The sequence below is a fragment of the Streptomyces sp. CB01373 genome (assembly GCF_002803075.1).
Classification (GTDB): domain Bacteria; phylum Actinomycetota; class Actinomycetes; order Streptomycetales; family Streptomycetaceae; genus Streptomyces.
Genome location: NZ_NNBK01000027.1, coordinates 65,641 through 91,701, shown reverse-complemented (window position 1 = coordinate 91,701; position 26,061 = coordinate 65,641). Strand labels below are relative to the sequence as shown.

24 protein-coding genes and 1 pseudogene are annotated in these 26,061 nt (G+C 69.8%); 5 read left to right on the top strand and 20 right to left on the bottom strand.

The window, feature by feature from the left end:
• Positions 1 to 272 precede the first annotated feature (272 nt).
• On the top strand, positions 273 to 1,049 hold the full coding sequence (locus tag CG719_RS33280) for a hypothetical protein (RefSeq protein WP_324839319.1): 777 nt from the start codon (positions 273 to 275) through the stop codon (positions 1,047 to 1,049).
• Between the two features lie 137 nt (positions 1,050 to 1,186).
• Here the strand turns inward: CG719_RS33280 and CG719_RS35615 are convergent, their stop codons facing one another.
• The 6 genes from CG719_RS35615 to CG719_RS33250 all read right to left on the bottom strand — a co-directional run bounded on the left by CG719_RS35615 (position 1,187) and on the right by CG719_RS33250 (position 5,371).
• Positions 1,187 to 1,885: a hypothetical protein gene (locus CG719_RS35615; RefSeq protein ID WP_159025009.1), complete on the bottom strand. Its 699-nt coding sequence runs from the start codon at positions 1,883 to 1,885 to the stop codon at positions 1,187 to 1,189.
• Positions 1,882 to 2,430, bottom strand: a complete 549-nt coding sequence (locus CG719_RS33270) for a hypothetical protein (protein WP_234375884.1) — start codon at positions 2,428 to 2,430, stop codon at positions 1,882 to 1,884. The genes CG719_RS35615 and CG719_RS33270 overlap by 4 nt, the downstream gene beginning before the upstream one ends.
• 107 nt (positions 2,431 to 2,537) lie before the next feature.
• Positions 2,538 to 2,936, bottom strand: coding sequence for a hypothetical protein (locus tag CG719_RS33265; RefSeq protein ID WP_159025008.1), 399 nt, complete (start codon positions 2,934 to 2,936; stop codon positions 2,538 to 2,540).
• A 281-nt stretch (positions 2,937 to 3,217) separates the two neighbouring features.
• Positions 3,218 to 4,627: a putative T7SS-secreted protein gene (locus CG719_RS33260; protein WP_100572423.1), complete on the bottom strand. Its 1,410-nt coding sequence runs from the start codon at positions 4,625 to 4,627 to the stop codon at positions 3,218 to 3,220.
• A 5-nt stretch (positions 4,628 to 4,632) separates the two neighbouring features.
• Complete coding sequence (locus CG719_RS33255) at positions 4,633 to 4,944, bottom strand: hypothetical protein (protein ID WP_100572422.1); 312 nt, start codon at positions 4,942 to 4,944, stop codon at positions 4,633 to 4,635.
• A 118-nt stretch (positions 4,945 to 5,062) separates the two neighbouring features.
• Positions 5,063 to 5,371, bottom strand: a complete 309-nt coding sequence (locus tag CG719_RS33250; RefSeq protein WP_100572421.1) for a WXG100 family type VII secretion target — start codon at positions 5,369 to 5,371, stop codon at positions 5,063 to 5,065.
• Between the two features lie 278 nt (positions 5,372 to 5,649).
• On the opposite strand from CG719_RS33250, the gene CG719_RS33245 reads away from it, so the two are divergent.
• The gene (locus tag CG719_RS33245; protein WP_100572420.1) at positions 5,650 to 10,317 is read left to right on the top strand and encodes an FtsK/SpoIIIE domain-containing protein; all 4,668 of its coding nucleotides are present in this window, start codon (positions 5,650 to 5,652) and stop codon (positions 10,315 to 10,317) included.
• A gap of 152 nt (positions 10,318 to 10,469) precedes the next feature.
• Complete coding sequence (locus tag CG719_RS33240; protein ID WP_100572419.1) at positions 10,470 to 10,952, top strand: hypothetical protein; 483 nt, start codon at positions 10,470 to 10,472, stop codon at positions 10,950 to 10,952.
• On the opposite strand, the gene CG719_RS33235 is transcribed toward CG719_RS33240, so the two are convergent.
• The gene (locus tag CG719_RS33235) at positions 10,945 to 12,741 is read right to left on the bottom strand and encodes a serine/threonine-protein kinase (RefSeq protein ID WP_100572418.1); all 1,797 of its coding nucleotides are present in this window, start codon (positions 12,739 to 12,741) and stop codon (positions 10,945 to 10,947) included. The genes CG719_RS33240 and CG719_RS33235 overlap by 8 nt on opposite strands.
• 43 nt (positions 12,742 to 12,784) lie before the next feature.
• Entirely contained in the window at positions 12,785 to 13,633 is an 849-nt protein-coding gene (locus tag CG719_RS33230) for a menaquinone biosynthetic enzyme MqnA/MqnD family protein (protein ID WP_100572417.1), read from the bottom strand.
• Between the two features lie 465 nt (positions 13,634 to 14,098).
• Here CG719_RS33230 and CG719_RS33225 point away from each other — a divergent pair, with 465 nt between their 5' ends.
• Positions 14,099 to 14,302, top strand: coding sequence for a cold-shock protein (locus tag CG719_RS33225; protein ID WP_004984723.1), 204 nt, complete (start codon positions 14,099 to 14,101; stop codon positions 14,300 to 14,302).
• Between the two features lie 196 nt (positions 14,303 to 14,498).
• On the opposite strand, the gene CG719_RS33220 is transcribed toward CG719_RS33225, so the two are convergent.
• From CG719_RS33220 to CG719_RS33175, 10 genes and pseudogenes are all read right to left on the bottom strand, one after another.
• Entirely contained in the window at positions 14,499 to 16,463 is a 1,965-nt protein-coding gene (locus CG719_RS33220) for an AMP-dependent synthetase/ligase (RefSeq protein ID WP_100572416.1), read from the bottom strand.
• Between the two features lie 262 nt (positions 16,464 to 16,725).
• A pseudogene (locus tag CG719_RS33215) lies at positions 16,726 to 17,393 on the bottom strand (TetR/AcrR family transcriptional regulator).
• 168 nt (positions 17,394 to 17,561) lie between these two features.
• A complete protein-coding gene (locus tag CG719_RS33210; RefSeq protein WP_100572415.1) occupies positions 17,562 to 17,873 on the bottom strand; it encodes a DUF4229 domain-containing protein in 312 nt (103 codons plus the stop codon).
• Positions 17,874 to 17,975: 102 nt separating this feature from the next.
• Positions 17,976 to 18,500, bottom strand: coding sequence for a GNAT family N-acetyltransferase (locus tag CG719_RS33205; RefSeq protein WP_100572414.1), 525 nt, complete (start codon positions 18,498 to 18,500; stop codon positions 17,976 to 17,978).
• A 16-nt stretch (positions 18,501 to 18,516) separates the two neighbouring features.
• Positions 18,517 to 19,167 carry a UdgX family uracil-DNA binding protein gene (locus tag CG719_RS33200; RefSeq protein ID WP_100572434.1) on the bottom strand — a complete coding sequence of 217 codons (651 nt, stop codon included), beginning with the start codon at positions 19,165 to 19,167 and terminating at the stop codon, positions 18,517 to 18,519.
• 113 nt (positions 19,168 to 19,280) lie between these two features.
• Positions 19,281 to 20,444, bottom strand: a complete 1,164-nt coding sequence (gene mqnE / locus CG719_RS33195; RefSeq protein ID WP_100572413.1) for an aminofutalosine synthase MqnE — start codon at positions 20,442 to 20,444, stop codon at positions 19,281 to 19,283.
• 47 nt (positions 20,445 to 20,491) lie between these two features.
• Positions 20,492 to 20,947, bottom strand: coding sequence for an Lrp/AsnC family transcriptional regulator (locus CG719_RS33190; RefSeq protein WP_100572412.1), 456 nt, complete (start codon positions 20,945 to 20,947; stop codon positions 20,492 to 20,494).
• 105 nt (positions 20,948 to 21,052) lie between these two features.
• Entirely contained in the window at positions 21,053 to 21,724 is a 672-nt protein-coding gene (locus CG719_RS33185) for a UbiX family flavin prenyltransferase (RefSeq protein ID WP_100572411.1), read from the bottom strand.
• 45 nt (positions 21,725 to 21,769) lie between these two features.
• Positions 21,770 to 22,672: a menaquinone biosynthesis prenyltransferase MqnP gene (gene mqnP, locus CG719_RS33180; protein WP_100572410.1), complete on the bottom strand. Its 903-nt coding sequence runs from the start codon at positions 22,670 to 22,672 to the stop codon at positions 21,770 to 21,772.
• A 79-nt stretch (positions 22,673 to 22,751) separates the two neighbouring features.
• Positions 22,752 to 24,209, bottom strand: a complete 1,458-nt coding sequence (locus CG719_RS33175; RefSeq protein WP_100572409.1) for a menaquinone biosynthesis decarboxylase — start codon at positions 24,207 to 24,209, stop codon at positions 22,752 to 22,754.
• Positions 24,210 to 24,295: 86 nt separating this feature from the next.
• Between CG719_RS33175 and CG719_RS33170 the strand changes: the two genes are divergently transcribed.
• Positions 24,296 to 24,688 carry a PLD nuclease N-terminal domain-containing protein gene (locus CG719_RS33170; RefSeq protein ID WP_100572408.1) on the top strand — a complete coding sequence of 131 codons (393 nt, stop codon included), beginning with the start codon at positions 24,296 to 24,298 and terminating at the stop codon, positions 24,686 to 24,688.
• 33 nt (positions 24,689 to 24,721) lie between these two features.
• On the opposite strand, the gene CG719_RS33165 is transcribed toward CG719_RS33170, so the two are convergent.
• On the bottom strand, positions 24,722 to 25,489 hold the full coding sequence (locus CG719_RS33165; RefSeq protein ID WP_100572407.1) for a CDP-alcohol phosphatidyltransferase family protein: 768 nt from the start codon (positions 25,487 to 25,489) through the stop codon (positions 24,722 to 24,724).
• A 126-nt stretch (positions 25,490 to 25,615) separates the two neighbouring features.
• Positions 25,616 to 26,050, bottom strand: a complete 435-nt coding sequence (locus tag CG719_RS33160; protein WP_100572406.1) for an SRPBCC domain-containing protein — start codon at positions 26,048 to 26,050, stop codon at positions 25,616 to 25,618.
• Positions 26,051 to 26,061 lie beyond the last annotated feature (11 nt).

Below are 26,061 nucleotides of genomic sequence, written 5' to 3'. Positions count from 1 at the left end.
CCGCCCCATGGCCAGGGGCTATGCAGAGATCGCTGTTACACCACTCGGTGGGACACCATCCGCTTGCCCTCGCCACTCCCGGAGCAGCCTTCGCGGACTGGCCACCGAGCAAGGGCACGCAGGGCAGCACCAAGCAGACAGGGAGCTCCGAGGCAGGCACCCTGACCTCCAGAGTGACCTACTCCGGATCCGTGCACCCGAGCGGCAGCAGAACGGCGATCCAGCCGGTGACGAACTGGACACCTCCTGCGTGCTGGTACGAGCCCCGTTCCGTGGCGGAGTTCAAGAAGTACGTCGAGACGATGTATGAGGAGACGATCAACACGCCCGGCCAGGCCAACTACGCCAAGGCCGCGGTCGGCGAGTTCCGGAACCTCTACAAGGACGGCGAGTACAAGGACTACAACGCCGACCAGGCCGACGACGGCAACTGGTGGGTCGCCGTCCAGAACCCCGACCGCGTGGACGACCCCGCCAGTATGCAGTGCAGCCGGCTTCCCTTCTGGGTGCCGAACAACGAAGACCCCGGGGTTGACCAGGCCGTCACTCCACAGGTTCTGGCGGAATCCGCCTACAACCGGATTCGACTCCCGGACACCAAGGTCACGCTGGCCCCGCTCCAGGTGACCAAGGTGAATCTCCCCACCTGGGCGTGGCTCGACAAGGCCGAGTTCAAGGAGGTGTCCGTGACCGCCTCTCTCAACGTCGCCGGCATCAACATCCAGGCGACGACCACAGCCAAGCCCGTCTCTCTCAAACTCGAACCCGGCACAGCCGATGCGCAGACCTACCCGGCTTCGGGAGACTGCACGCTCAACACGGACGGCTCAATCGGCGAACCGTACGTCAAAGGCAAGGCAGACGAAGCACCCCCCTGCGGTATCAAGTACCTCCGATCCTCGGGCGGCGGGACGTACAAACTCAGAGCGACCATCACGTGGCAGATCAACTGGACCGGCACCGGCGGCACCGGAGGCGACCTGCCCGATGGCACCTTCGGGGCGACACAGGACATCACCGTCCAGGAGATCCAGGCGGTCAATCGCTGACTCAGCATGGCGCTGGCGTTCTACCGGGCGGGGACCGCTCTCCCCGTCAGCCAGGACTTCGTCGAGTCGATCGTCGACGCCGGCCTCACATGCTCGGGGTCGGTTCGCTATTACGCCGTAATGGGCAGGGGTTCGGCTCAGTCAGACCGCACGTCGGTGATCGCGATGCGCCGGGCGAAGGCGTCCAGGTCGGGAAGGGCGGCATACAGCCGGCCCAGTTCGTTGGTGAAGGCTACGAGCCGTACGTCCGCTGCACTGGGCTTTACGCGCCAGTAGTAGGTGAGGACGCCCACCAAGCCGTCGGGATCCTCCGGCGCTTCCTGCTTGAGCGGCACGAACGCCAGGCTGCGCAGTCCGGAGCCCAAGGAGTCCCCGACGAACTCCTCCTCGATCGAACTCTTCCCGCCCGTCTCGAGATGGTAGAACGACCCGGCATAGTGCACCTCGGCCGACGCGTCGTCCCCTACCAGTTCCCAGATCCCCAGGAAGACCGGAACCGGCGGCTTGCGCAGATCGGGCCAGTACAGCAGGTGGTAGTGGGCGTCGAGCAGACCGAACAGTTGGTTGTAGACGTCGAGGATCTGGGCCGCCACCCGCTCCTGCAGGTCGTCGCTGATCCGGCCACCGACGAGCTCCTGCTGCCGCATGACCAGAGCAGAGGCCATCTGCTCGGCATACTCGGAGGCGTCCGCCCACGCGGTGCCTTCGAAGGCGGCTGGTAGTGCGACCCACTCCGGGCCCGGGTCGCTGACCTCCAGTCCCTGGTGGGAGGTCGTATGCGGCCACTCTCCGGACTCCGGCAGCAGAGAGGGCATCGGCGAGGGAAGGTCGGTCATCGGACACCCCGAGTGTTCTGGTCTCGCTGTGACGGCTGGGAGTCGCTGGGGGTTCTCCAGCGGAATGTGGTCATCACGGCGTCGAAGAGGTCGACGAGCAGCAGGGACAGTTCACCGTTCACGTCCTCGGCGCCGACGGTCGAGAAGGCGACGGTCAGCCAGCGCCACGGTTGCCCCGGTACCGGTACTTGGTAGTCGACGCGCCGCGACGGGAACTCGATGCCACTCTCCGGGTCGGGCTGCGCGGTCCGCTCGGCACGTACGGCGGGCGCGCCGTCGAGATCCACCACTTCCCTTCCGTCCTCTGAACCGGCCATGAGAAGGGCCGCCTCCTGAGGATCGAGACCCTCGCCAGTCAGGCGGGTCTCGGACACCAGGATCGAGGCGGGCACGGAGATGCCGTGCATCAGCTCGACCGGCAGGTAGAGGTCGAGTCCGTCGGCCTTCCGGGCATCCTCGATGCGCTGCCACAACCTCGCCTCGAGATCACGCCGATAGGCGAACACCTCATCGCGCGGCAAGCCCTCGAAGGCGTGGTCGAGCACCCGCCTCACGGCGAGTTCGGTCCCCCGTCGAAGCGGGATCTGTCGCCAGCCCGGGGGTAGTACGAGGGCGTATGAGGTCGCCGGCGTCGTTGCTTCCGGTGCTACGTTCACCGTGCATCACCCGACCCGTCGCGCCACTCTGCGGCCACTCGGCTGCGGGACGCGCTGCGGGTGAGGGCTCCGTGGATGAGGATGCCGAGAGAGACGACGCAAGCCGCGAAAGCCACCCAGAAGGGTGGTGCCCAAGAGCCAGATACCAACCCCGCGAGGCCTGACAGTGCCGCTTGCGCACTGAGGAATGTGAACAGCCCCGTAACCAGCCAGAAGTGCGCCGGCGGTGCTTTCCTGTCGAGAACAAGCGACAGAGAGCCGTCGAATACGCCCTTGCCGGAGTTGCGCAGCAGATAGCCGACGAAGCCCTTCGCTGACTTCGGCTGCGGCCCGAGTTCCCGCTTCAGCAGCTCGGGCATGTGCCATAGAAGCGTGGCGGGAAGCAGCAAGGTCATGCAGACGACCCACCCTCCAAGCAGGATGGGCAACCCCATCGACTTCCTGTGGCCCGGGTCCAAGAGCCACAGGGAAAGGCACCCCACTCCGGTCCACAGCCAGAATCCCAGAAAACTGAAGGACAAGATCACATACGCATAGACGCGGATGAGTGGTGGCAGGGAACGGAGTCGCCCTGTTCTCACCGCATGCTGTTGTGCGGCTCGTCGTCGGAGTTCCGCTTCAATCAGCGAGTCTCCAGTCACGCTCACCGCTGACCGCCTCGAACGATGGAAAGCACTCACCACGTGGATCCTGTCTCTGCTGTCGCCCACGCCTTCGTATCGGACCAGAACGTGGTACCACTGCCACCCACCAACCCGCTTACGTAAGGAACTGTCGAGCCCTCGATTTTGTCGAACGTGTCCACCACGGTCCCTGCGTAGAATGTCCCCTGGCCGAGGCGCATGGCCGCCGCCCCCTTGTCGATCAACCCAGTGATCTTGGCGGAGTCCGGGAACCGTGACGCGGCTTCCGCGAGATACGGCTTCAGCGCGGCAGCTTCAGAGCCACCGCCCAGGAGGTTCTTCAGCGCGCTCAGCTTGGGCAACGGCTGCCCGGCCAGAGCTTTGGCATCCGCCAGCGCACCCTTCTTCGCGGCCCACATGGCTTTGTTGCCTTCGCTCATCACCTTCCGGGCCCATTCCCAGTCCTTACTGCCTTTCACCCCGGACTTAAAAATGCGCCCAGCCTTGGACATGTCGGGGAGCCACTCCACCCTGGCCGCGTTCCGGGCCGCCTTCCCGAGCTTGACTGCCCCGGCGCTACGCATGGCTGTCCGGACCCCCCACTCCGTCGCCTTCATGCCCTGCCCGGCGACGCGCCCCAACCCCATGGTTGCCAGTGCGAAAACGTCCAGCCCCACGTCGATCCAGCTGCCCTCGCCCGCCACCGCCAAGGCGCTGTGCAGCAACAGAGCGCCGATCGTCGCTCCCAACGCAATCATGGCGATGATGTTCAGGCCGGGAATGAACAGAGCGATGACCGCGCAGGCGGTCGCCACCCAGCACAGGATGTTCGCCAAGTCGTTCAGCAGCCGGGAGTGGTCGCTCATCCAGTTCTTGAACTTGTCCCAGCCCTTGTCGTGCAGCCCATCCTTGCTGATCGCACGCTTGATCTTCCCCGCCCAGTGCCCAGCTCTCTCGTCACGGTGACTGACAGCCTTGTCGAGCTTGCTCCGGGCCGCGCTGAGGTCGTCCTCGGCGCGTGAGAGCGCGTGCAGCCGCGTCGTCTCCGCTCTCCGCTCGGCATCCGTCAGCTCTTTGTCGGAATTCTTGTGCTGCTCATGAGGGGGCTGGTGGGCATCCACCCGCCGCTTCGCCTCCTGGGCGTCCTCCAACGCGGCGTCGGCCTGCTTCTGGCACGCCTGGAGGTCGTCAGCCCAATGATCGAGATATCCGGAGACATGGCTGTACCGATGGTGGGTCTTGCCGAGCTTGCCCGCCAAGTCGTCGGCCTTGTCACGCAGCGTACCGGCGTACTTGCCCTTGAGCGCGTCGGTGTCCCGGCCGATCGCCCGGAGCCGCTCGACCTGCTCACCGATCATCGTCGCCAGCTTGCCAAGCCGTCGCGACTCCCGGCGTACCTCCTCCACGTCCCCGGGAACCGGGTCCTCATCGGCCAGCGGACTCCAGCCGGTCGGTCGTGCCATAGGTGTTACTCCCCCGATCCCTTCCGGGCTTCACTCTTGCCCTTCGTGGCTTTCTCCAGCTCGTGATCCAGGTCCTTGAATGCCTTGTGGCACTCCTCAGTCAACCCACCGACACTCTTGATGGCTTCCAGCAGTTGCTTGCGGTGGTAGTCCCAGTTGTCCGCGAACGCGTCCATCGCGCTGGTGATTTGGCTGGAGCCCCAGATGCCTCGCAAGTCCTTCTGATGCTTCTCCGTGTGCTCGAACTCGTACTGGATCTTCTTAAGCGCCTTGCCCGACTTCTTCAACAGATCGTCATCGACGGTCAGATCACTCATGGTTCGGAAGCGGCCCCTCCTCCAGTGACGTGCACATTCGTCTCCGTGCAGGAACAGCGGAGAGCGGTGGGGCACAGCTCGTGCGCCCCACCCCACCCCCCGGTAACCCAAGAGGCCACTAACCCCGCTGGCTCCGTGCCAGCTCCTCGTCCAGGTTCTCGTAGGCCTGCTTGGCCTTCTTCAGGAACTCGGAGAGGCCGTGGAGGCCCTGGATGGTCTTGACGGCGCCCTTAGCGAAGTCCTTCATGGAGTCCTCGTAGGCGCCGGAGGCCTTCTGCGTGGTGAAGCCGTTCTCCACCAGCTGCTTGACGCGCTTCTCGACGGACTTGATCTGGTCCTCGAGGTGGTGCATGTCCTTGAGAAGATCGCCTGCGGTCTTCTCCATCTCGGCGTAAGTGAGGTCTGTGTCCTTGCCGCTCTTGCCCATGACGGCTCCCTCCCGTTGTGTTCGCCGCAGGGACCGCCCCCGTGGCTCTGTGGCGCGGATGCCTCGGCTGCGGCGGCTGCTTGGGTCGGCAGCCCACCTCCGCCCGTCCGCATGAGCAAAGATCTTACGGGTGGGGCCAGTGGGGATACAGGGATGCCAGTTGGAGGAACCGTGAACCGGTGCACATGCCGTGCACCGGGGAACCACCCGGCGGATAAGGTCACTTCGACTGTGTTCTGCGCTCCGGGGGCGGCCCGAGCACTGCGAGGAGGACGAGTGTGCGCCTGAGTCTGACCGTCGTCGACCCGCTCGGCGGCACCAGTGCCGACGTCGTACTCGACGCCGATCCGGAGTCGTCGGTCGGCGATGTCACCCGGGAACTGGCCGAGCACCTCGGCCTCGGCGGCGGCGCACAGATCATCTCCCTCACCGGACACCAGCAGGGCGTCGAACACCGACCCAATGGCGCCCCGCAGGCGTACGTCGACGGCTATCCCCTCGATCCCGGCTCCACCATCGTCGGCTCGCCGCTGCGCGAGGGCGCCGTCGTCAGTCTGCACGATCCCGCGGGCTGCCTGCTCGGAGAGCCAACCGGAATCGTCGAGTTCCGCGTGGCCGGCGGGCCCGGAGCCGGCGCCGTGCACCGGCTTGGCGTGGGGCGGTACGACATCGGCCGCGGGACCACCGCCCACCTGCGCATCGACGACCCCGAACTCGTCGATCGTGCGGCCACGTTGTCCATCGCCATCGACGGCACCTGCGAAGTCGCCCTCCACGCCGAGCACCACAGGACCGCTGCCAAGGACGCCAAGGAAAGCAAGGGCGGCAAGAACGACAGAAGCAGCACGGCAGGCAACGGCAGTGATGAGGACAGCCGTCCGTCCCCCGGCCGGCTCGGCGGTGAGAGCTTCGACGGTGGCGACTGGCCCCTCGACGCGCAGCTCGCAATCGGCAACAGCCTGTTGGAGCTCACGCGTTACAGCCCGCCGAACGCCGCCCTGAAGTGGTCGGACGACGGTGCCGGACTGGACTACAACCGGCCTCCCCGGCTGCGTCCGGCCGAACGCAAGACGCACTTCCGCCTGCCGAATCCGCCCGGCGAGTACGAGGCACGTCCGCTGCCATGGCTGATGGCGCTGATGCCGCTGGTGGGCGCCGTGGTCTCGGTCATGATCTTCCACCGCTGGTACTACATGATCATGGCCCTGATGAGCCCGCTGATGCTCATCGCCAACTACTTCATGGACAAGAAGCAGGGCCGCAAGTCCCATGCGAAACAGGTCAAGGAGTACAAGGAGCACAAGGAGCGGATCGAGGAGGATGCCCGGAAGGCTCTGCGCACGGAGCGGCTCGACCGCAGGGACGCCATCCCCGACCCGGCCGCCGTCCTCACCTTCGCCACCGGCCCCCGTACCCGTCTGTGGGAGCGCCGGCGCACCGACGCCGACCACCTGCTGATCCGCGTCGGCACCGGCCAGGTGCGCTCCGAGGTTGTACTCGACGACCCCGAGCAGGACGAGCACAGGCGTGAGGTCACCTGGCGCATCGAGGACTCGCCGGTCGCGCTGCCGCTGAAGGACCTCGGCGTCGTCGGCATCGCCGGCCCCGGTGACTCCGCGCAGGCGCTGGGCAGATGGGCCGTCGCGCAGACCGCGGTGCTGCACAGTCCCATGGACGTGCAGTTCTACGTCCTCACCGAGAACGACGCCCACTCCCGCTGGGACTGGGTGCGCTGGCTGCCGCACGCCCGCCCCTCGGGCGGGCACGACGTCAACGTACTGGTAGGGACAGACTCCGAGACCGTCGGCGCCCGCGTCGGTGAGCTGACCCAGGTGCTCGACGCCCGGCAGAAGGCACTGAAGGAGAAGGGCAACCGGAGTGACGGGCCGGCCTTCTCCGACCCCGACATCGTCGTGGTCTGGGACGGCTCCCGCCGGCTGCGCTCGCTACCCGGGGTGGTCCGGCTGCTGCGCGAAGGGCCGGCCGTCTCCCTGTACGCGATCTGCCTCGACGAGGAGGAACGGTTCCTGCCGGGCGAGTGCCAGGCGGTCGTGCTGGCCGAACCGCGTCGTCGCGACGGTCGTGGCGACGACGGCGCCACCCTCCCCACCTCCGCCCCGCAGGCGGCTGTCGGCGGCTTTCCCTCCTTCCAGGCCTGGCACCGGACGGCACAGCCGAGTGAACAGGCAACCGAGAAGACCCTCGAACTGCGGCTGCGCGTGGAGCAGACCGATGCACGGCGCCGGCGCGACGTACGGCCCGACTTCGTCTCGCCGGCCTGGTGCGCGCGGGTGTCACGCGCCCTGTCGTCGCTGCGCGACATCAGCGGCGAGACCGAGGACTCCGCCCTGCCTGCCGCCAGTCGGCTGCTCGACGTGCTGCAACTCGAACCGCCCACGCGGGACGCGATCGCCGCGCGCTGGCGGATGGGCGGGCAGTCGACGATGGCGGTCATCGGCGAGTCGTACGACGGCCCGTTCGGCATCGACCTCCGGCGCGACGGCCCGCACGGCCTGATCGCCGGTACGACCGGTTCCGGTAAGTCGGAGCTGCTCCAGACCATTGTGGCGGCGCTCGCGGTGGCGAACACGCCTGAGAACATGACGTTCGTGCTCGTCGACTACAAGGGCGGCTCGGCGTTCAAGGACTGTGTGAAGCTGCCGCACACCGTCGGCATGGTCACCGACCTCGACGCGCACCTCGTCGAACGGGCCCTGGAGTCGCTGGGAGCCGAGCTGAAGCGGCGCGAGCACATCCTCGCCGCCGCCGACGCCAAGGACATCGAGGACTACCAGGACCTGGTGCGCCGGGATCCGTCGCACGCGTCAGTACCCCGACTGCTCATCGTCATCGACGAGTTCGCGTCCATGGTGCGCGACTTGCCGGACTTCGTCACAGGACTGGTCAACATCGCCCAGCGCGGCCGGTCCCTCGGCATCCACCTGCTGCTGGCCACGCAGCGGCCCAGCGGCGTGGTTTCCCCCGAAATCCGCGCCAACACCAACCTGCGCATCGCGCTGCGCGTGACCGACGCCGGCGAGTCCACGGACGTCATCGACGCGCCCGAGGCCGGGCACATCTCCAAGAGCACACCGGGTCGCGCATACGTCCGCCTGGGGCACGCATCCCTTGTCCCCTTCCAGTCCGGCCGCGTCGGTGGACGCCGGCCCGGCGCGGCCGACCCGCAGGCACTGGCCCCCTGGGCGGGCCCACTGAACTGGGCGGACCTGGGGCGCACTGCGCTGCGAAAGCCCAAGTCCGAGGCGCGCGAGGACGATGAGATCACCGACCTGAAGGTGCTCGTCGATGCCGTGCGGGAGGCCAACCGGGCGCTCGGCATCCCCGCCCAGCACTCCCCCTGGCTGCCCGCCCTGGAGGACACCCTGCTCCTCGACGACATTCCGGCGGTGCGGGCCCAGGGCGCGCTGCCCGCCGCCCCCTACGGTGTGGAGGACCTACCCGCCGACCAGGCCCGCCGACCGGTGGCCGTCGACTTCGCCACCTTCGGGCACCTGCTCGTCGGCGGTGCGCCGCGCACCGGCCGGTCGCAACTGCTGCGCACCATCGCCGGGTCGCTGGCCCGGACGCACTCCTGCGCCGACGTCCACCTGTACGGCGTCGACTGCGGCAACGGCGCCCTGAACGCGCTGACCCGGCTGCCGCACTGCGGCGCGGTCGTGGGGCGCAACCAACTGGAGCGTGTCGTAAGGCTCTTCTCGCGGCTGAGCGGCGAACTCAACCAGCGCCAGGACCTGCTGGCTGAGAAGGGCTTCGCCGACATCGGCGAGCAGCGGGCCGCGGTCGCCGAGGACGAGCGGCTGCCGCACATCGTGCTGCTGCTCGACCGCTGGGAGGGCTGGCTGCCCACACTGGGCGAGTACGACCACGGGGACCTGACCGATCAGCTCTTCGCGATGATGCGGGAGGGCGCGAGCGTGGGTCTGCATGTGGTGCTCACCGGTGACCGGCAGGTGCTGTCGGGACGGATCTCCTCCCTCACGGAGGACAAATACGGTCTGCGGCTAGCGGACCGCGGCGACTTCTCGATGCTGGACATCAACGCCCGCAAGGTTCCCGAGGAGATCCCCCCGGGCCGGGCCTTCCGCGCCGAGACCGCCGCGGAGACACAGTTCGCGCTGCTCTGCGAGGACACCACCGGTCAGGGCCAGGCGGCCGCGCTGATCGCCATCGGTGACGCGGCGGCGGCCCGGGACGCGGACGTGCCGCGCTCGCGGCGGCCGTTCCGGGTGGACGTCCTGCCCGGCCGGATCTCCTTCGCGGACGCCTGGGCGATGCGCGACCCGGCGGCGACATCCTCGCCGCTGTGGGCCCTGGTGGGTGTCGGTGGTGACGAGCTCACCGCGTTCGGGCCCGATCTGGCCGAGGGCGTACCGGCGTTCGTGATCGGTGGTCCGGCCAAGTCGGGCCGCAGCACGGCGCTGATGAACTTCGCACGGTCCTACCTGGCCCAGGGCGTACGGCTGGTCGTCGCGGCGCCGCGCTCGTCGCCGTTGCGTGAGTTGGAGGGCCAGGAGGGCGTGTTGCGGGTCTTCACCGGCCGCGAAATCGACGAGGACGAGCTGGAGGAGGCCATCAAGCCTGCCACGCCCGAGGAGCCGGTCGCCGTCCTGGTGGACGACGCCGAGGTGCTGGACGACTGCGACGCGGAGGACGTCTTCAAGCGCATCGTCGAGCGCGGCGGCGAGGAGGGTCTGGCCGTCGTCATCGCCGGTGACGAGGAGGAGATCTGCGACGGCTTCTCCGGCTGGCAGGTCGACGCGAAGAAGGCCCGCCGAGGCATCCTGCTCTCCCCGCAGGACAGCTCCGCGGGCGAGCTGATCGGCATCCGCACGACCCGCAGCATGGTCGGCGGCCCGATCACCCCCGGCAAGGGGATGCTCCACCTGGGCAGCGGTGAGCACATGACCGTGACGACGCCGGTGTAGGGGACGGCATGAGCACGGGATCGGCGAAACCGAAGCGTCGGAAGGCGGCGGCAGCGGCTCTGCGGTACGAGCACCGGCGGGAACGGCCGGAGGGAGCGGAGACGGACAGGAGTGACGGGTCCTGCGGAGCCGCTTGCCTGAGTGCGGTCGTCATGGCCGCGCTCTTGGTGCTTCCGGCCATCGCGGCGCAGGCCTGGGGCAAGAAGGTGTGGGGTGGGCTCGCTCCCGCCTGGCCCGGTGGGGGTTACGGCTTCGCCGCCACGGTGGGCGCCATGGTGCCGTTCGCGCTGGCCGCGCTGATCGCCCCGTTGACCCGCATGGACTGGAGGAGGAGCAAGGCACGCACACTCGGCTGGGCAGCCGCCGCGCTGCCGGGACTGGTCTGGGGTGAGGCGATCTCCGTGGTGATCGCCGGCGTCATGCGGCCCAAACACCGCCGGGACTGGGACTCCGCCTGTTATGCCGAGGGCGATACCTGCTGGGTCCACGTGCGTTACCCGTTCGTCTGGGCCGTCGGACTGGTCACGACGCTGGTCGTGTCGGCGCTCCTGATCGTCCTGATCGTCAAGTACGTGGCCAGGGACGACGAAACAGACGGGGGGACCGCCGACGTCCCCTCCCCCGCCGCTACTTGACCTTCGACAGCCGCGCCACCGGGTTTCCCTCCGCCGAGCTGTCCGCCGTGTACTTGATGTCCTCGCCCACCGGTGCGAGGCGGACCGTGTGGGGGGCCGGGTTGCAGCCCGCGTGGTTGGTCTTCGCGCCCCGGGAGACGGCGACCAGCTCGGTACTCGTCACCTGCTTCAGGGTGAGTACGTCGTCGCAGACGCCGCCGAGCTGGTCCGTCTGGTGGAGGGTGCCCAACTCCTGGCCCACGGCGGCCTGGTGGACGGTCAGCCGGAAGTCGCCGAGGGGCAGGGTGCCGTCGAGGGCGGTGCCTTGTCCCTCCCAGGTGCCGAGGTAGCGGGCGGGGACGGGCGAGCCGGTGGTGGTCGGTCCGGTGGAGCGGTGGTCGCCGCTCGCGGTGGCGGCCGGTGGCGGTGTCCCGCCGGCGCTGTCCTCGCCGCCGTCCCGGAACGGCAGCAGCCACAGGACCGAACCGGCGGTCACCACCGCCAGCGCACCGGCGAGCACGAGAACCATGGTGCAGCTCAGGCGGCGGCCCCGGCCTTCGGCGCCGGGCGCCGCACCGTCGGCCACGGTGACGGAGAACCGGCCGCGGGCGGTGACCGGTGCGGTGGTCCCCTGCGGGGGCGTGTCCTCCCGCGCGGGGAGGGATGGGGGCGGCGAGGCCGGCATGGAGGGTGGGGGTCCGAACCCACCGCCGAGTCCCGCTTCCGCGGGCCGCGGGCGCTCACCGGTGGCGGCTCCTGGGAAAGGGCCGGGCAGGGATGGGCCGAATCCGCCGTCGGGTACGGCCTCCGTGGGCTGGGGGCGATCGTCCGTGGCCTTCGGGGACGGGCCCGGGACCGAGATCCTGCTGAAATTCAGCGGGCCGGACGGTGGCTGGGCCGGGGGGTCCGGTGCCGTTGCCTCCAGGTTCAGGAGCGACACGGCGCTGCGGCTGACCTGTTCGACCAGGCGGGACGGGAGCCAGCCGGCCACGATCAGGCGGGAGGCGCCCTCGGGGGCGAGGCGGCGGGCCACCTCGCCGGGGCCGGGGCGGGCGGCGGGGTCCTTGGCCAGGCAGGCTGCCGCGAGGTCCCGCAAGTCCCCGCTCAGTGAACCCAGTTCGGGCTCCTCATGGACGACCTTGTACAGGAGCGCCGCCGAGGAGTCGCCCCGGAACGGGGGCTCGCCCGTCGCGGCGTGCACCAGCACCGCGCCCAGAGAGAAGACGTCGGCCGCGCCCGTGACGCCCTTGCCGAGGATCTGCTCGGGCGACATGTAGCCGGGCGAGCCGACCGAGACGCCGGTGGAGGTCAGGGACGCGGTGCCGTCGGTGGCACGGGCGATGCCGAAGTCGATCAGCAGGGGGCCGTCGAGGGTGAGCAGCACGTTGGACGGCTTCACGTCCCGGTGCACCAGGCCCAGTTCGTGCACCGCCGCCAGCGCCTCGGCCAGGCCCGCCCCCAGCGCCCGTACGGAGTGCCCGGGCAGCGGGCCGGCGTCCGCGACCGCCGCGGCGAGGGAGGGGCCGGCCGCGTAGGCGGTGGCCACCCACGGCACCGGCGCCCCGGGGTCGGCGTCCAGGACCGGCGCGGTCCAGGCGCCGCCCACCCTGCGCGCAGCCTCGACCTCGCGGCGGAACCGGGCGCGGAACTCCTCGTCGAGCGCGAAGTGCGGGTGCACGATCTTCACCGCGACCGTGCGGCCGCCCGCGCTGCGGCCCAGGTAGACACGGCCCATGCCGCCGGAGCCCAGCCGGCCGAGCAGCCGGTAGGGGCCCACGGTGGCGGGCTCTTCCTCTTCGAGCGGCTGCATGGCGCTTCCCCCTCCCCCGTACGCCTCACAGCAGGGTAGTGCGCTACGGCCGCAGCAGCTCCACCTTGACGTCCGCCGGGAAGCCGGTCGTCGGACCGACGCGCCGCGCGAACTCGGCGACGGCGGCCAGTTGCGGGGCGCCGAAGCTGAAGTCGAGGGTGGTGAAGTACTGCTCCAGAATCTCCTGGTCGAACGCCTCCCAGCGGGCCGCCTGTTCGGCGACCTTGCCGACCTCCTCGAGGGAGAGGTTGCGGGAGGCCAGGAAGGCCTCGTGCACCTTGCCGGTGATGTCCGGCTCGCGCCGGAGGTAGTCGCGCCGGGCCGCCCAGACCGCGAAGACGAACGGCAGTCCCGTCCACTCCTTCCACAGCTGGCCGAGGTCGTGCACGTCGAGTCCGTAGCGCGGGCCGTCGTGGAGGTTCGCGCGCAGGGCGGCGTCGCCGATGAGCACCGCCGCCTCCGCCTCCTGCATCATCAGGCTCAGGTCGGGCGGGCAGGTGTAGTAGTCGGGGGTGACCCCGTACCGCTCGGCCAGCAGCAGCTGGGCGAGGCGTACGGAGGTGCGGGAGGTCGACCCGAGGGCGACCCGGGCGCCGTCGAGCCGGTCCAGCGGGACCTGCGAGACGATCACGCACGACATCACCGGGCCGTCGCAGCCCACGGCGATGTCGGGGAAGGCGACCAGATCGTCCGCGTTCTTGAGGAACTCGACGAGGGTGACCGGGCCGATGTCGAGTTCTCCCCGCACGAGCCGTTCGCTGAGCTTTTCCGGGGTGTCCTTCGTCAGCTCGAAGTCGAGGAGCGTGCCGGTTCTCGCGAGCCCCCAGTAAAGGGGCAGGCAGTTGAGGAACTGGATGTGGCCGACGCGCGGCCGGGTGCGAGAAATGTCCACATCGGGAGGCTAGACCCTGCGCGGCACACTCCCCCCGCCGCCCCCGCCGCCTCCGTCATGACCACTCCTTGGCCGCACTCCTTGGCCGGCCCGCCCCGGACACCCGCGCCGCCACCCCGTGACCCGGCCCGCCCCGGACCCCCACCCACGACCCCGACGACCCGACGACCCCGATTGGCGCAGTCCCCGCCGGCCTTCTGTGAGGGCCAGTCGATCTCGGTGCGTCAACCTCTCACCAGAACCTTCAAACATCCGGGTGAAGTGATCTTGACCTCTATTGCATTCGGCGGCCCACATGCTAGGCTCGCCAGCAAGTTGCAGTTTGGTTTCCCTTGCAGTACAGAGCCTGCGGAGCATGTGACCGCGGGCTCTGGTCGTTTTCAGACGTATGCAGTTGTGCGGCGATTTCGTTATCACACTTGCAGGTTCTGGAGCAGGGCGACCCTTTGAGCCCAAGGAGGGCTTATGGCTACCGGAACCGTGAAGTGGTTCAACGCCGAAAAGGGCTTTGGTTTCATCGCCCAGGAAGGCGGCGGCCCCGACGTTTTCGTCCACTACTCCGCAATCAACGCGACCGGTTTCCGCTCCCTCGAAGAGAACCAGCAGGTGAGCTTCGACGTCACTCAGGGTCCGAAGGGCCCGCAGGCGGAGAACGTCACCCCGGTCTGAGCGTTCGCGCGCAGTATCCGTTCTGAGTGCAGTACCCAAGGAGCCCCGCGCCGTCAGGCGACGGGGCTCCTGCCTTTCCGGCCGGGGCGGCCGAACCCCGGACATAACGCCCGGTGAATTCCCGGCGAACTCTTTCCCCGGACCCTCGGAACGCCCTCGAAACGCCCTCCGAACGCTCCCGTGAATACAGCGGACCCTAGGCGTACAGCCCTTCCACCTCCCGCGCGAAGTCGCGCAGGATCACCTCCCGGCGAAGCTTCATCGACGGGGTCAGGTGGCCCTCCCGTTCCGTGAAGTCCACGGGGAGCACGGTGAAGCGGCGAATGGACTCGGGACGGGAGACGAGCTTGTTCGCCTCGTCCACGGCACGCTGCAGGACCGCCGCCAAGCCCGGGTCGTCGACAAGGAGTTCGGCGGGGACGGGCGGCTGGCCGTTCATCTGCCGCCAGTGGGCGATGCCTTCGGGGTCCAGGGTGATCAGGGCGGAGATGTAGGGGCGGCGATCGCCCAGCACCATGCACTGGGAGATCAGCGGATGGGCGCGGAGCCAGTTCTCCAGCGGGGCCGGGGCGACGTTCTTGCCGCCCGCGGTGATCAGGATTTCCTTCTTGCGGCCCGTGATCGTCAGGTAGCCGTCGTCGTCCAGGCGTCCGATGTCGCCCGTGGGGAACCAGCCGTCGTGCGTCGCCGGTACCACCCCGCCCGCGTGCGGGTTCCAGTAGCCGCGGAAGACCTGGCCGCCTGCCAGCAGCACCTCGCCGTCCGCCGCGATGCGTATCCGTGTGCCCGGCAGCGGCCAGCCGACCGTGCCCAGGCGGGGTTTCTGCGGGGGCGTCACGGTGGCCGCGCCCGTCGACTCGGTCAGGCCGTAGCCCTCGTAGACCTCGACGCCGGCGCCCTCGTAGAACGCGGCCAGACGGCGGCCCAGCGGGGAGCCGCCGCAGATGAGGTAGCGCAGACGGCCGCCGAGCGCGGCCCGGATACGGCGGTAGAGGAGGGCGTCGTAGAAGGCGCGGGCCGTCTTCAGGGCGCGGCCGGGTCCGGGGCCCGTGCCGTGCCGGCGGGCCTCGGCCGCCTCGCCGTACCGGCAGGCCACGTCGGCCGCGCGGTCGAAGGACGAGGCCCGGCCGCCGCGCTCGGCGGTGGCGCGCGCGTTGTTGTAGACCTTCTCCAGCATGTACGGGATGGCCAGCAGGAACGTCGGCCGGAAGCTCGCCAGGTCCGCCAGCAGATGCTCCGACTTCAGGCTCGGCGCGTGGCCGAGCCTGACGCCCGCGCGGACGCAGGCCACCGCGACCATCCGGCCGAAGACGTGGGAGAGGGGCAGGAAGAGGAGTGTCGAGGCCTCCTCCGACGTCTTCGCCTTGAAGGCCGGGTAGAGGACCTCGATGGCGTTGTCGACCTCCGCCAGGAAGTTGCCGTGGCTCAGCGCGCAGCCCTTGGGGCGGCCGGTCGTGCCCGAGGTGTAGACCAGGGTGGCCAGCGTGTCGGGCCCGAGGACGCCCCGGCGCACGGTGACCTCGTGGTCCGGTACGCCCGCTCCGCACTCCGCCAGGCGGTCGAGGTGGCCCTGCTCCATGACCCACACATGCCGCAGGTCCAGCAGGCGCTCACGTTCCGGGCCGAGGGCCGCCGCCTGCCGGGCCTTCTCCGTCACCAGGGCGACCGCGCCGGAGTCCTGGAGGATCGAGCGGACCTGGAAGAGGGAGGACGTGGGGTAGACGGGGACCGTGACCAGGCCGGCGGCCCACGCGGCGAAGTCCAGGAGGGTCCACTCGTACCGTGTGCGCGCCATGACCGCGATCCGGTCGCCCGGTGCCAGGCCCTCCGCGATCAGGCCCTTGGCCACCGCGCTTACCTGTTCGGCGAACTGCGCGGCCGTCAGATGCGTCCAGCCGCCGTCGGCGTCCGGGCGGCTGATGACCCGTCGCCCGGGGTCCGCGCTCGCGTTCTCGAACGGCAGGTCGGCCAGCGAGCCGTGCGTCACCGGCGGGACCAGCGGGGGTGCGTACGCCTCGCGCACCTCGCCGTCCAGCCGCCGGGTCTGCGGCGCCACGAACGCCGGGCCCGCGTCGGGGTCGTAGTCGAACCCCGCCAAAGGTGACGGGGCCGGACCGCCGTGGGACGACGGGGACGAGGGCGACGAGTACGAGAGGGGCATGGCGGCTCCTGGTGCCTGCAGCTTCACGCTGCTCTGCTGCGGTGGTACGCGCTGCGCTCACCGGTCGTTCACCGGTGGTGCGCGCTCTCGGGGTGTTACCGCCGGTTGCATACGTGATCGTACGGGGCCGGGATGGGGAGTTCGTGCGGTTTCGGGAAGGGTCCGGAGACGGTCCGGGAACAGGGCTGTGCCCTCACCGGTCTCTCAGCGCACCGGGTCGAACAGGACGAGCCCACGACGTGGGACTCGTGGCACCCCGGCCCTACCCCCGGCCCTGTCCTCGGGCCGGCTCCACCGGCGGGCTCCAGGGGCGGTTCTCCATGAGGTCGCCCAGGCCCGCCCACGCGAAGTTCATCAGGGTCGCCGCCGCCTGGCGGGACGTGACGCCCGGGGTGGCGTTGGCCCAGGCGGCGAGGGACTCGGCGGCGGCGACCAGGGCCTCGGCGAGCCCGGCGACATCCCGCTCGGGCAGGGCGGGGTCGTGGTGGGCCTCACGGGCGGCGACGAGGATCAACTCGGCGACGAACGCCACGATTTCCGCGCGCATCGCGGCGATCTCGGCCGCGAACGACTCGCGTGCGTACGGGCCTGTAAGTGCAGCACCGCCCAGCCCTCCGGGTGCCGGACGGTGTGTGTGAAGAACGCCCGCAGCCCTTCCCAGAGTTGACGGTCGGCGGACAGTCCCGGGCGGACTCCGTCGCGAACCGCCCCGGTCAGCACGACGGCCTCACGGCGGATGCAGGCGGTGAAGAGGTCTTCCTTGGAGTTCAGGTACAGATGGACCAACGGCTTGGAGACGCCAGCCAGTTCGGCCATCTCGTCCATCGACGCGGCCGTGTGGCCGCGTCGCCCGAAGATCTGGACGGCGGCGTCGAGCATCTGCTGCTCCCGCACCGCTCTCGGCATCCGCCCGGTCCTCACGGCACCCATGGCGGCAAGCCCACGGTTCGGGCACCGGCCCGACGGCCGCGAGGACGCCGTACCGGCCGGATCAGGCCGTCAGGACATCCACCCGGCCCTGATCAGGCCACCAGGGCACCTGCCCCGACCACATCAGACGTCAGGACGCCGCCCTGAGCCTGCTCCCCGCATCAGACGTCAGGACGCCTGCTCCCGCGGCTGCGCCTGGGACCGCGCCCGGTCGTCGGCGAGGTCCTCCTGGCCCGCGTTGGCCTCGAAGTTCGCCTTCATGCGGTCCACCCGCTGGGCCACCTGCACCGACGCCCGGTCCCGCTCCTTGCGCAGGGCGACGAAGCTGACCGGGGCGGAGATCACCAGGGCGAGCGTGGCGATCCACAGGCCGTTGGAGCCGCCGAGGCCGCGCGGGGCGAGCCCGGAGTGGACGAGGCCCCAGACGACCACGAGGCAGCCCACGAAGATTCCGAGGCGCATCAGCGTGTAGCGGAGCATCTCAATCCACTCTTCCGTTCCGAAGGTTCCCAAAGGGGCACCGTCCAGTGAAGCACGCCGGATGCCCGATCACTCATGGGGGTGCGAAGGACCGGTAAAGCCTCAGGTCAGCGGCAGCAGCATGATCACGTCGTCCCGGTCGTCACCCGGCTCCACCCGGATGGCGCCCGGCACCCGTCCGACCTCCTTGTAGCCGCAGGAGGCGTAGAACCGCTCCAGGCCGAGCCCGCCGCGGCAGGTGAGCCGGATCGCCTCGATGCCGGGGAAGCCGCGGGCCGCGTCCGCGGCGGCCGCCAGCAGGTCCCGTCCGTGGCCCCGGCCCTGGTGGCGCGGGTGCACCATCACCGTGTAGAGCCAGAGCCAGTGCGTCATCAGCCGGTGGGTGTTGAAGGTCAGGAAGGCGGTGGCGGCGACCCGGCCCTCCTCGTCGCGGCCGACCAGCAGCCGTGCGCGGCGCTCGGTCAGCGCGAGCAGCTGCCTGACCAGTTCCGGACGTATCTCCTCCCGCGTCGCGGGCGGCAGGAACCCGACCGCTCCGCCCGCGTTCGTGACATCGGTCCACAGGTCGAGGATGCCGTCGCGCAGGGCGGGGTCGACGGCGGGATCAAGGGTGAAAGTAAGGGGCATTTGGCGATCGTATCTATTACACCAGAGTGCGCGCAGCCACTTTCAGATCGGAGAGCAGCCCCCGGTAGGCGCCCTCCCGGTCGTCCGCGCGCAGCACGGACGAGGGGTGCACCGTCGGCACCAGCCGCTCCCGTCGCCCGTGGATCTCCTCCTCCAGCACCGTTCCGCGCACCTCGGTGACCCGGAACGAGGAGCCGAGCAGCGCCTTGCCGGCCGTCGCGCCCAGGACCACGATCAGCTCGGGCTCCACCAGCCTGAGTTCGGCCGCCAGCCAGGGCCCGCAGGCCACCGCCTCGCGCAGGCTCGGCGTCTTGTGGATACGGCGCTTGCCGGGCCCGGAGCGGGTGAACTTGAAGTGCTTGACCGCGTTGGTGACATACGTCTCGCGCGGGTCGATGCCCGCCTCGGCCAGCGCCCGGTCAAGGAGCTTCCCGGCGGGCCCGACGAACGGCCGGCCCTGCCGGTCCTCCTGGTCCCCCGGCTGCTCGCCGACGAGCATGACCCGGGCACCGGTGTCCCCGGCGCCGAACACGGTCTGTGTGGCGTCCCGGTGCAGCGGGCAGCCCCGGCAGCCCGCGGCCGCCTCGCGCAGGTCGGCCAGGTCCGCGCGCTCGGGGACGAAGGGCGCGGCGGTGTAGGCGTCCTCGGGCGCCTTCGTGGTGGCCATGCCGGACGGGTACCCGCCCGGCACGCGGCCTCACGGGGTGCGCCAGGGCCCGTCCTCCCGTCGTCGCCGGAAGCGCGGAGGGGAATGTGCCGACAGGCCCTGAGCGCGCGGGCTCACACCCGCATCGGCTGCGGCGACTCGCGGCGCGCCGGGTCCGGGCCGTCGTACTCCCGGATGATCTCGTAGCGCGTGTTGCGCTCCACCGGGCGGAAGCCGGCGTCGCGGATCAGGTCCAGCAGGTCATCGCGGGTCAGCTTGTTCGGGGTGCCGTAGTTGTCCGCGTCATGCGTGATCTTGTACTCGACGACGGAGCCGTCCATGTCGTCCGCGCCGTGCTGGAGCGCGAGCTGGGCGGTCTGCACGCCGTGCATCACCCAGAACACCTTGACGTGCGGGACGTTGTCGAAGAGCAGCCGCGAGACGGCGAAGGTCTTCAGCGCCTCCGCGCCCGTCGCCATGGTGGTACGGGCCTGGAGGCGGTTGCGGACCTTGCCGTCCTGCATGTCGACGAAGTCGTGCTGGTAGCGCAGCGGGATGAAGACCTGGAACCCGCCGGTCTCGTCCTGGAGTTCACGCAGCCGCAGCACGTGGTCCACGCGGTGGCGGGGCTCCTCGATGTGCCCGTAGAGCATGGTGCACGGGGTCTTCAGGCCCTTCTCGTGCGCCAGCCGGTGAATGCGCGACCAGTCCTCCCAGTGGGTGCGGTGGTCGACGATGTGCTGCCGGACCTCCCAGTCGAAGATCTCCGCGCCGCCGCCGGTGAGGGACTCGAGACCGGCGTCGACCAGCTCGTCGAGGATCTCGGAGGCGGACAGCCCGGAGATCGTCTCGAAGTGGTGGATCTCGGTGGCGGTGAACGCCTTCAGCGACACGTCCGGCAGCGCGGCCTTCAGCTCGCGCAGGGAACGCGGGTAGTAGCGCCACGGCAGGTTCGGGTGCAGGCCGTTGACGATGTGCAGCTCGGTCAGGTTCTCCGACTCCATCGCCTTGGCCAGCTTCACGGCCTCCTCGATGCGCATCGTGTACGCGTCCTTCTCGCCCGGCTTGCGCTGGAAGGAGCAGTACGCGCAGGACGCGGTGCACACGTTCGTCATGTTGAGGTGCCGGTTGACGTTGAAGTGCACCACGTCGCCGTTCTTGCGGGTGCGCACCTCGTGGGCGAGGCCGCCGAGCCACGCGAGGTCGTCCGACTCGTACAGCGCGATGCCGTCCTCGCGGGTCAGGCGGACGCCCGTCCTGACCTTCTCCTCCAGCTCGCGCTTGAGCCCGACGTCCATGCCCCTACCTCTTTCCTGAAGACTGCGACCACCGTACGCCCGGAGGATCAGACCTCCTCGGGCAGCTCACCCACCCGGTTCTCCCACTTCGTGGACAGCACGATGGTGGTACGGGTCCGGGAGACGCCCTTGGTTCCGGACAGCCGCCGGATGATGCTCTCCAGTCCGTCGACGTCCGAGGCGCGCACCTTGAGCATGAACGAGTCGTCGCCGGCGATGAACCAGCAGTCCTCGATCTCGGAGAGGTCCTTCACCCGCTGCGCCACGTCCTCGTGGTCGGCGGCGTCGGAGAGCGAGATGCCGATCAGGGCGGTGACGCCGAGACCGAGCGAGGCGGCGTCCACGGTGGCCCGGTAGCCGGTGATGACACCGGCCGCCTCCAGCCGGTTGATGCGGTCGGTGACGCTCGGTCCCGACAGGCCGACGAGGCGCCCCAGCTCCGCGTACGAGGCCCGGCCGTTCTCCCTCAGGGCCTGGATGAGCTGCCTGTCCACCGCGTCCATGCGATCGAAGCCTTCCGCTGAAGAGATCCGACGAGAGATCTGAAGAAAGTTCCTGAAGTGCCGAGTGGTGCTGTGCTGGTACTGCTGGAGAGCGCCGCGCAGCGCTCACGCGGGCCGGGAGCCGCCCAGTTCGCCCTCCCAGCGACGGTAGAGACCGTGGGGTACGCCCACCGCGTCCAGGGCCCGGCCGGCGACGAAGTCCACGAGGTGCTGGATGTGGGTCGCCCCGGCGTAGAAGGCGGGCGAGGCGGGCAGGACGGTGGCGCCCGCGTCGTCCAGTGCCACCAGGTGCCGCAGCGTCCGGCCGTTCAGCGGGGTCTCCCGTACGGCGACGACCAGCGGCCTGCCCTCCTTGAGGGTCACGCTCGCCGCCCGTTGCAGCAGGTCCTTGGACAGCCCGAGGGCGACGCCCGCCACACAGGCCGTCGAGGCGGGCACGATCAGCATGCCCTTCGCCGGGTACGACCCCGAGGACGGTCCGGCCGCCAGGTCACCGGCGCTCCAGTGCCGTACTCCCGTGAGGTCCACGTCGAAGCTGCCGGGCTTGCCGTCGGCGCCGAGGGACAGCCATTCGCGCAGGTCGTCCTGCCAATGGGCGTCCCGGAAGGAGATGCCGGTCTCGTCGAGCAGGGTGAGCCGCGAGGCCCGGCTGACCACCAGGTCGACGCTCTGTCCGGCGTCGAGCAGCGCACGCAGCACAGCGGCCGCGTACGGCGTGCCGGACGCTCCGGACACCCCCACGATCCAAGGTGCCCGCCGCGTTTCTCCTGGCTTCATGTGTCGAGCCTATCCGTCGGCGCTCATGATCCAAACTGCGAGGTATCAGACCGTGAGACCGCGCACCAGCAGGTCGAGCAGCGCGCACACGAAAAGGGCGATGCCGATGAACCCGTTGACGCTGAAGAACGCCCGGTTGAGGCGGGACAGGTCGTTCGGGCGGACGATCGTGTGCTCGTAGACGAAGGCGCCCGCGACGACGACCAGGCCCAGCCAGAAGAAGGCGCCGGCGCCGGTGGCGAGGGCGTACCAGACGAACAGCGCGGTGGTGACGAGGTGGCAGGCCCGTGCTCCCCGGATGGCGGCGGGGACGCCGAAGCGGGCCGGGACCGACTTCACGCCGACCTCGCGGTCGGTCTCCACGTCCTGGCAGGCGTAGATGAGGTCGAAGCCGCCGATCCAGACGCCGACGGCCAGGCCCAGGATCACCGCGTCCCAGGACCAGCTGCCGGAGATCGCCAGCCAGCCGCCGATCGGGCCCATCGCCTGGGCCAGGCCCAGGATGGCCTGCGGGAAGTTCGTGAACCGCTTGCCGTAGGGGTAGACCACCATCGGGACCACCGCGACAGGGGCGAGGGCCAGGCAGAGCGGGTTGAGCAGTGCCGCGGCCGCGAGGAACACGACGAGCGCGACGAGCGCGCCCGTCCAGGCGTGCCGCACCGACATCGCGCCGGTCACCAGCTCGCGGTGCGCGGTGCGCGGGTTACGGGCGTCGATCTCCCGGTCGATGATCCGGTTGACGGCCATCGCGAACGTGCGCAGGCCCACCATCGCCACGGTGACGAGCAGCAGCCTGCCCCAGTGGATGGTCCTGTCCCACTCGTACATCGCGGTCAGGGAGGCGATGTACGCGAAGGGCAGCGCGAAGATCGAGTGCTCGATCATGACCAGGCGCAGGAAGGCCTTGGTGCGTCCCGGCTGCGGGATCGCGGCGGACGCGGAGCTCACAGGCCGTACTCCGGTTCACCTCCGCGGCGGCGGGGAAACCCCGTCTCCGCGCTGCCACACACCAACGAATAGGTGCCCATCAGAGTCCGTACTCCTTCCAGCGTCGCGTCACCCGTTCGGCTGTCTCCGGGTCCGAAAGGACCATCTCCGGCCACCCGCCGTCCCGCGTGTAGCCCTCCTCGGGCAGCTTCCGCGTCGCGTCGATGCCCGCCTTGCCGCCCCAGAACTGCTGGTAGGAGGCGTGGTCGAGGTGGTCGACGGGGCCTTCCACCACGGTGAGGTCGCGGGCGTAGTCCGTGTTGCCCAGGGCCCGCCAGGCGACCTCGTGCAGATCGTGCACGTCGCAGTCGGCGTCGACGACCACGATCAGCTTGGTCAGAGACATCATGTGTGCCCCCCAGATGGCGTGCATCACCTTCTGGGCGTGCTTGGGGTACTTCTTGTCGATCGAGACGATCGCGCAGTTGTGGAAGCCGCCCGCCTCGGGCAGGTGGTAGTCCACGATGTCCGGGACGATGATCTTCAGCAGGGGGAGGAAGAAGCGCTCGGTGGCACGGCCGAGCGGTCCGTCCTCCGTCGGGGGGCGGCCCACGACGATCGACTGGAGCAGGGGCCGCCTGCGCATCGTCACGCAGTCGATGGTCAGCGCCGGGAAGGGCTCCTGCGGGGTGTAGAAGCCGGTGTGGTCGCCGAAGGGCCCCTCGGGCAGCATCTCGCCGGGCTCCAGCCAGCCCTCCAGGACCACCTCGGCGTTCGCCGGGACCTGGAGCGGGACGGTCTTGCAGTCGACCATCTCGATCCGCCGGCCCGCGATGAACCCGGCGAACAGGTACTCGTCGATGTCACCGGGCAGCGGCGCGGTCGAGGCGTACGTGACGGCCGGGGGGCAGCCGAAGGCGATCGCCACCGGCAGCCGCTCGCCGCGCCGGGCGGCGACCTGGTAGTGGTTGCGGCTGTCCTTGTGGATCTGCCAGTGCATGCCGATGGTGCGCTTGTCGTGACGCTGAAGGCGGTAGAGCCCGAGGTTGCGGATGCCGCTCTCCGGGTCCTTGGTGTGGGTGAGTCCCAGGTTGAAGAAGGAGCCGCCGTCCTGCGGCCAGGTGAACAGGGCCGGCAGGGCGTCGAGGTCGACGTCGTCGCCGTGCAGGACGACCTCCTGCACGGGCGCGCTGTCGGACTTCACCTTCTTCGGCGGTACGTGCGTCATCGCGCCGAGCTTGCCGAACGCCTCACGCACGCCCACGAAGCCGTGCGGCAGCTCGGGCCGCAGCAGCCCGCCGATCTTTTCGGAGATCTCGCCGTACGACTTCAGGCCGAGGGCCTTCAGCAGCCGCCGGTCGGTTCCGAAGACGTTCATGGCCAGGGGCATCGCGGAGCCGCGCACGTTCTCGAAGAGCAGTGCGGGGCCGCCCGACTTCTGCACCCGGTCGACGATCTCACCGACCTCCAGATACGGGTCGACCTCGGCCTTGATGCGCTTGAGGTCGCCCTCGCGCTCCAGCGCCCTGAGCAGGGAACGAAGATCGTCGTACGCCATGGGGTCCAGTATCCCCGAGCGGCTACCCTGGCCCCGTCACGGGGCCGGTGCAGGGCCCCTCCACCGCTTTCAGGGGGCTTCTCGACATGCTCAGGGTGCTGCTGTACTACGTCGTGCCGCTGGCACTGATGATCTTCGCCTTCATCGACTGCCTGAACACGCCCGAGGACGAGGCCAAGCACCTGCCCAAGGTCGCCTGGGTCTTCATCATCCTGCTCTTCCCGATCGTCGGCTCGATCGCCTGGCTCGCCGCGGGCAAGGACCGGCGCCCTCCGGCGAACGGCCGCACGCCCTCGGAGTGGCACCGCAACCAGCGGCTCGAGTACGTCGCCCCGGACGACAACCCCGCGTTCCTGCAGTCCCTCGCCGAGGAGAACAAGAAGGACGAGGACCTGCTGAAGAACTGGGAGGCCGACCTCCGCCGCCGCGAGGAGGAACTGCGCCGCAAGGAGAACGGCGAGGAGCCGAAGAGCAGCTGAGCGGCGCCCGGCGGCCCCGGCGGCGGGTCGGTCCTAGCGCAGCCGGGACGAGGACAGGATCGACAGCAGGTGCGCCGGGACCATCACCCAGGTGATGGCGGCCAGTGCGATGAGCGCCCAGCGGGTGACGTCGGCTCCGCCGGTGACGGTGTCGCCGACGGCGGCGGCCAGCAGGAGCAGGGACGCCTCGATGCCGTTGGTCACCCGGTGGATCTTGAACGCGGCGGCCAGCCGGCGCACCGTGGCCACGCCCTGCGAGCGCGGCCGGGTCGACTCGTCGTCGGCGACGGCCAGCCCGCGCCGGGCCCGCGCCACGTCGACCAGGTCGGTGGACGCCTTCAGCAGGACCACGCCGAGTGCGGTCGCCAGGCCCAGCGACACCCAGCCGCCGAAGCCGGACCGGGCCGCGTGGAACCCGGCGCCCACCATCAGGGCGGCGTCCGCGAGATAGGCGCCGAGCCGGTCGACGTAGATGCCGGACGCGCTGTTCTGGCCCTTCCAGCGGGCGACCTCGCCGTCCACGCAGTCGAAGAGCAGGAACAGCTGCATCAGCACGACGGCCAGGACGGCCCCGGTCAGGCCCGGGATCAGCAGCGCGGCGCCGGAGGCGATCCCGCACACCACCATGGTCCAGGTCAGCTGGTCCGGGGTCACCGGAGTGCGCACCAGTTGCCGGGTGAACCGCAGCGAGACCCTCCGCATGTACAGGCGGCCCGCCCAGTGCTCGCCGTTGCGGCTCGCCAGTTTCGCCTGCGGCTGGCAGACCTCCCGCAGCTCCTCCAGGACCGGAGCAGCACCCATGACCGTTTCCTCCCACCCACCGGGCCCGACTGCCGCACGTGCGGCGATGATCGGGTCAGGGTACAGAGTGGGGCGCGCGCGGTTTCGGGGGGCGGGCACAGGCCGTCGCCGCGTGGATGCGGTGCTTCATCGGGGAGCGTCCTGATCCGTGGAACGGGGACCTCGGCCCGCAACCACCTCGATCAGGCATTCGAAGCGGGTCCGCCAGCGCGGCTCCGACTCCGTCTCCCCCAGGAACTCGTGGGTGAGGCGGAGCACGGAGCCGTCCGCGCCGTCGCGCTCCAGGTGGAAGCGGATGCGGCCGCCGCCCTCCAGGGTGTACTCGGCGACCCGGTCCACGTCCCACGCGGTGATCCGCCCGCTGCCGAGGCCGCGCAGACCGACCGCGCCGCCGAGCCGGGGTTCCAGCTCGTCGACGTCGGTGAACCAGCGCGCGAGCCCCTCCGGTGTGGTCAGCTCCGGCCAGACCCGCTCCATGGGCCCGGGGAGCCGCACCAGGAAGGTGAGCAGGTGGGTGTTCCCGTGGATCTGGCTGATGCCCTGTTCGATGGAACCGGTCATGACACCAGTGT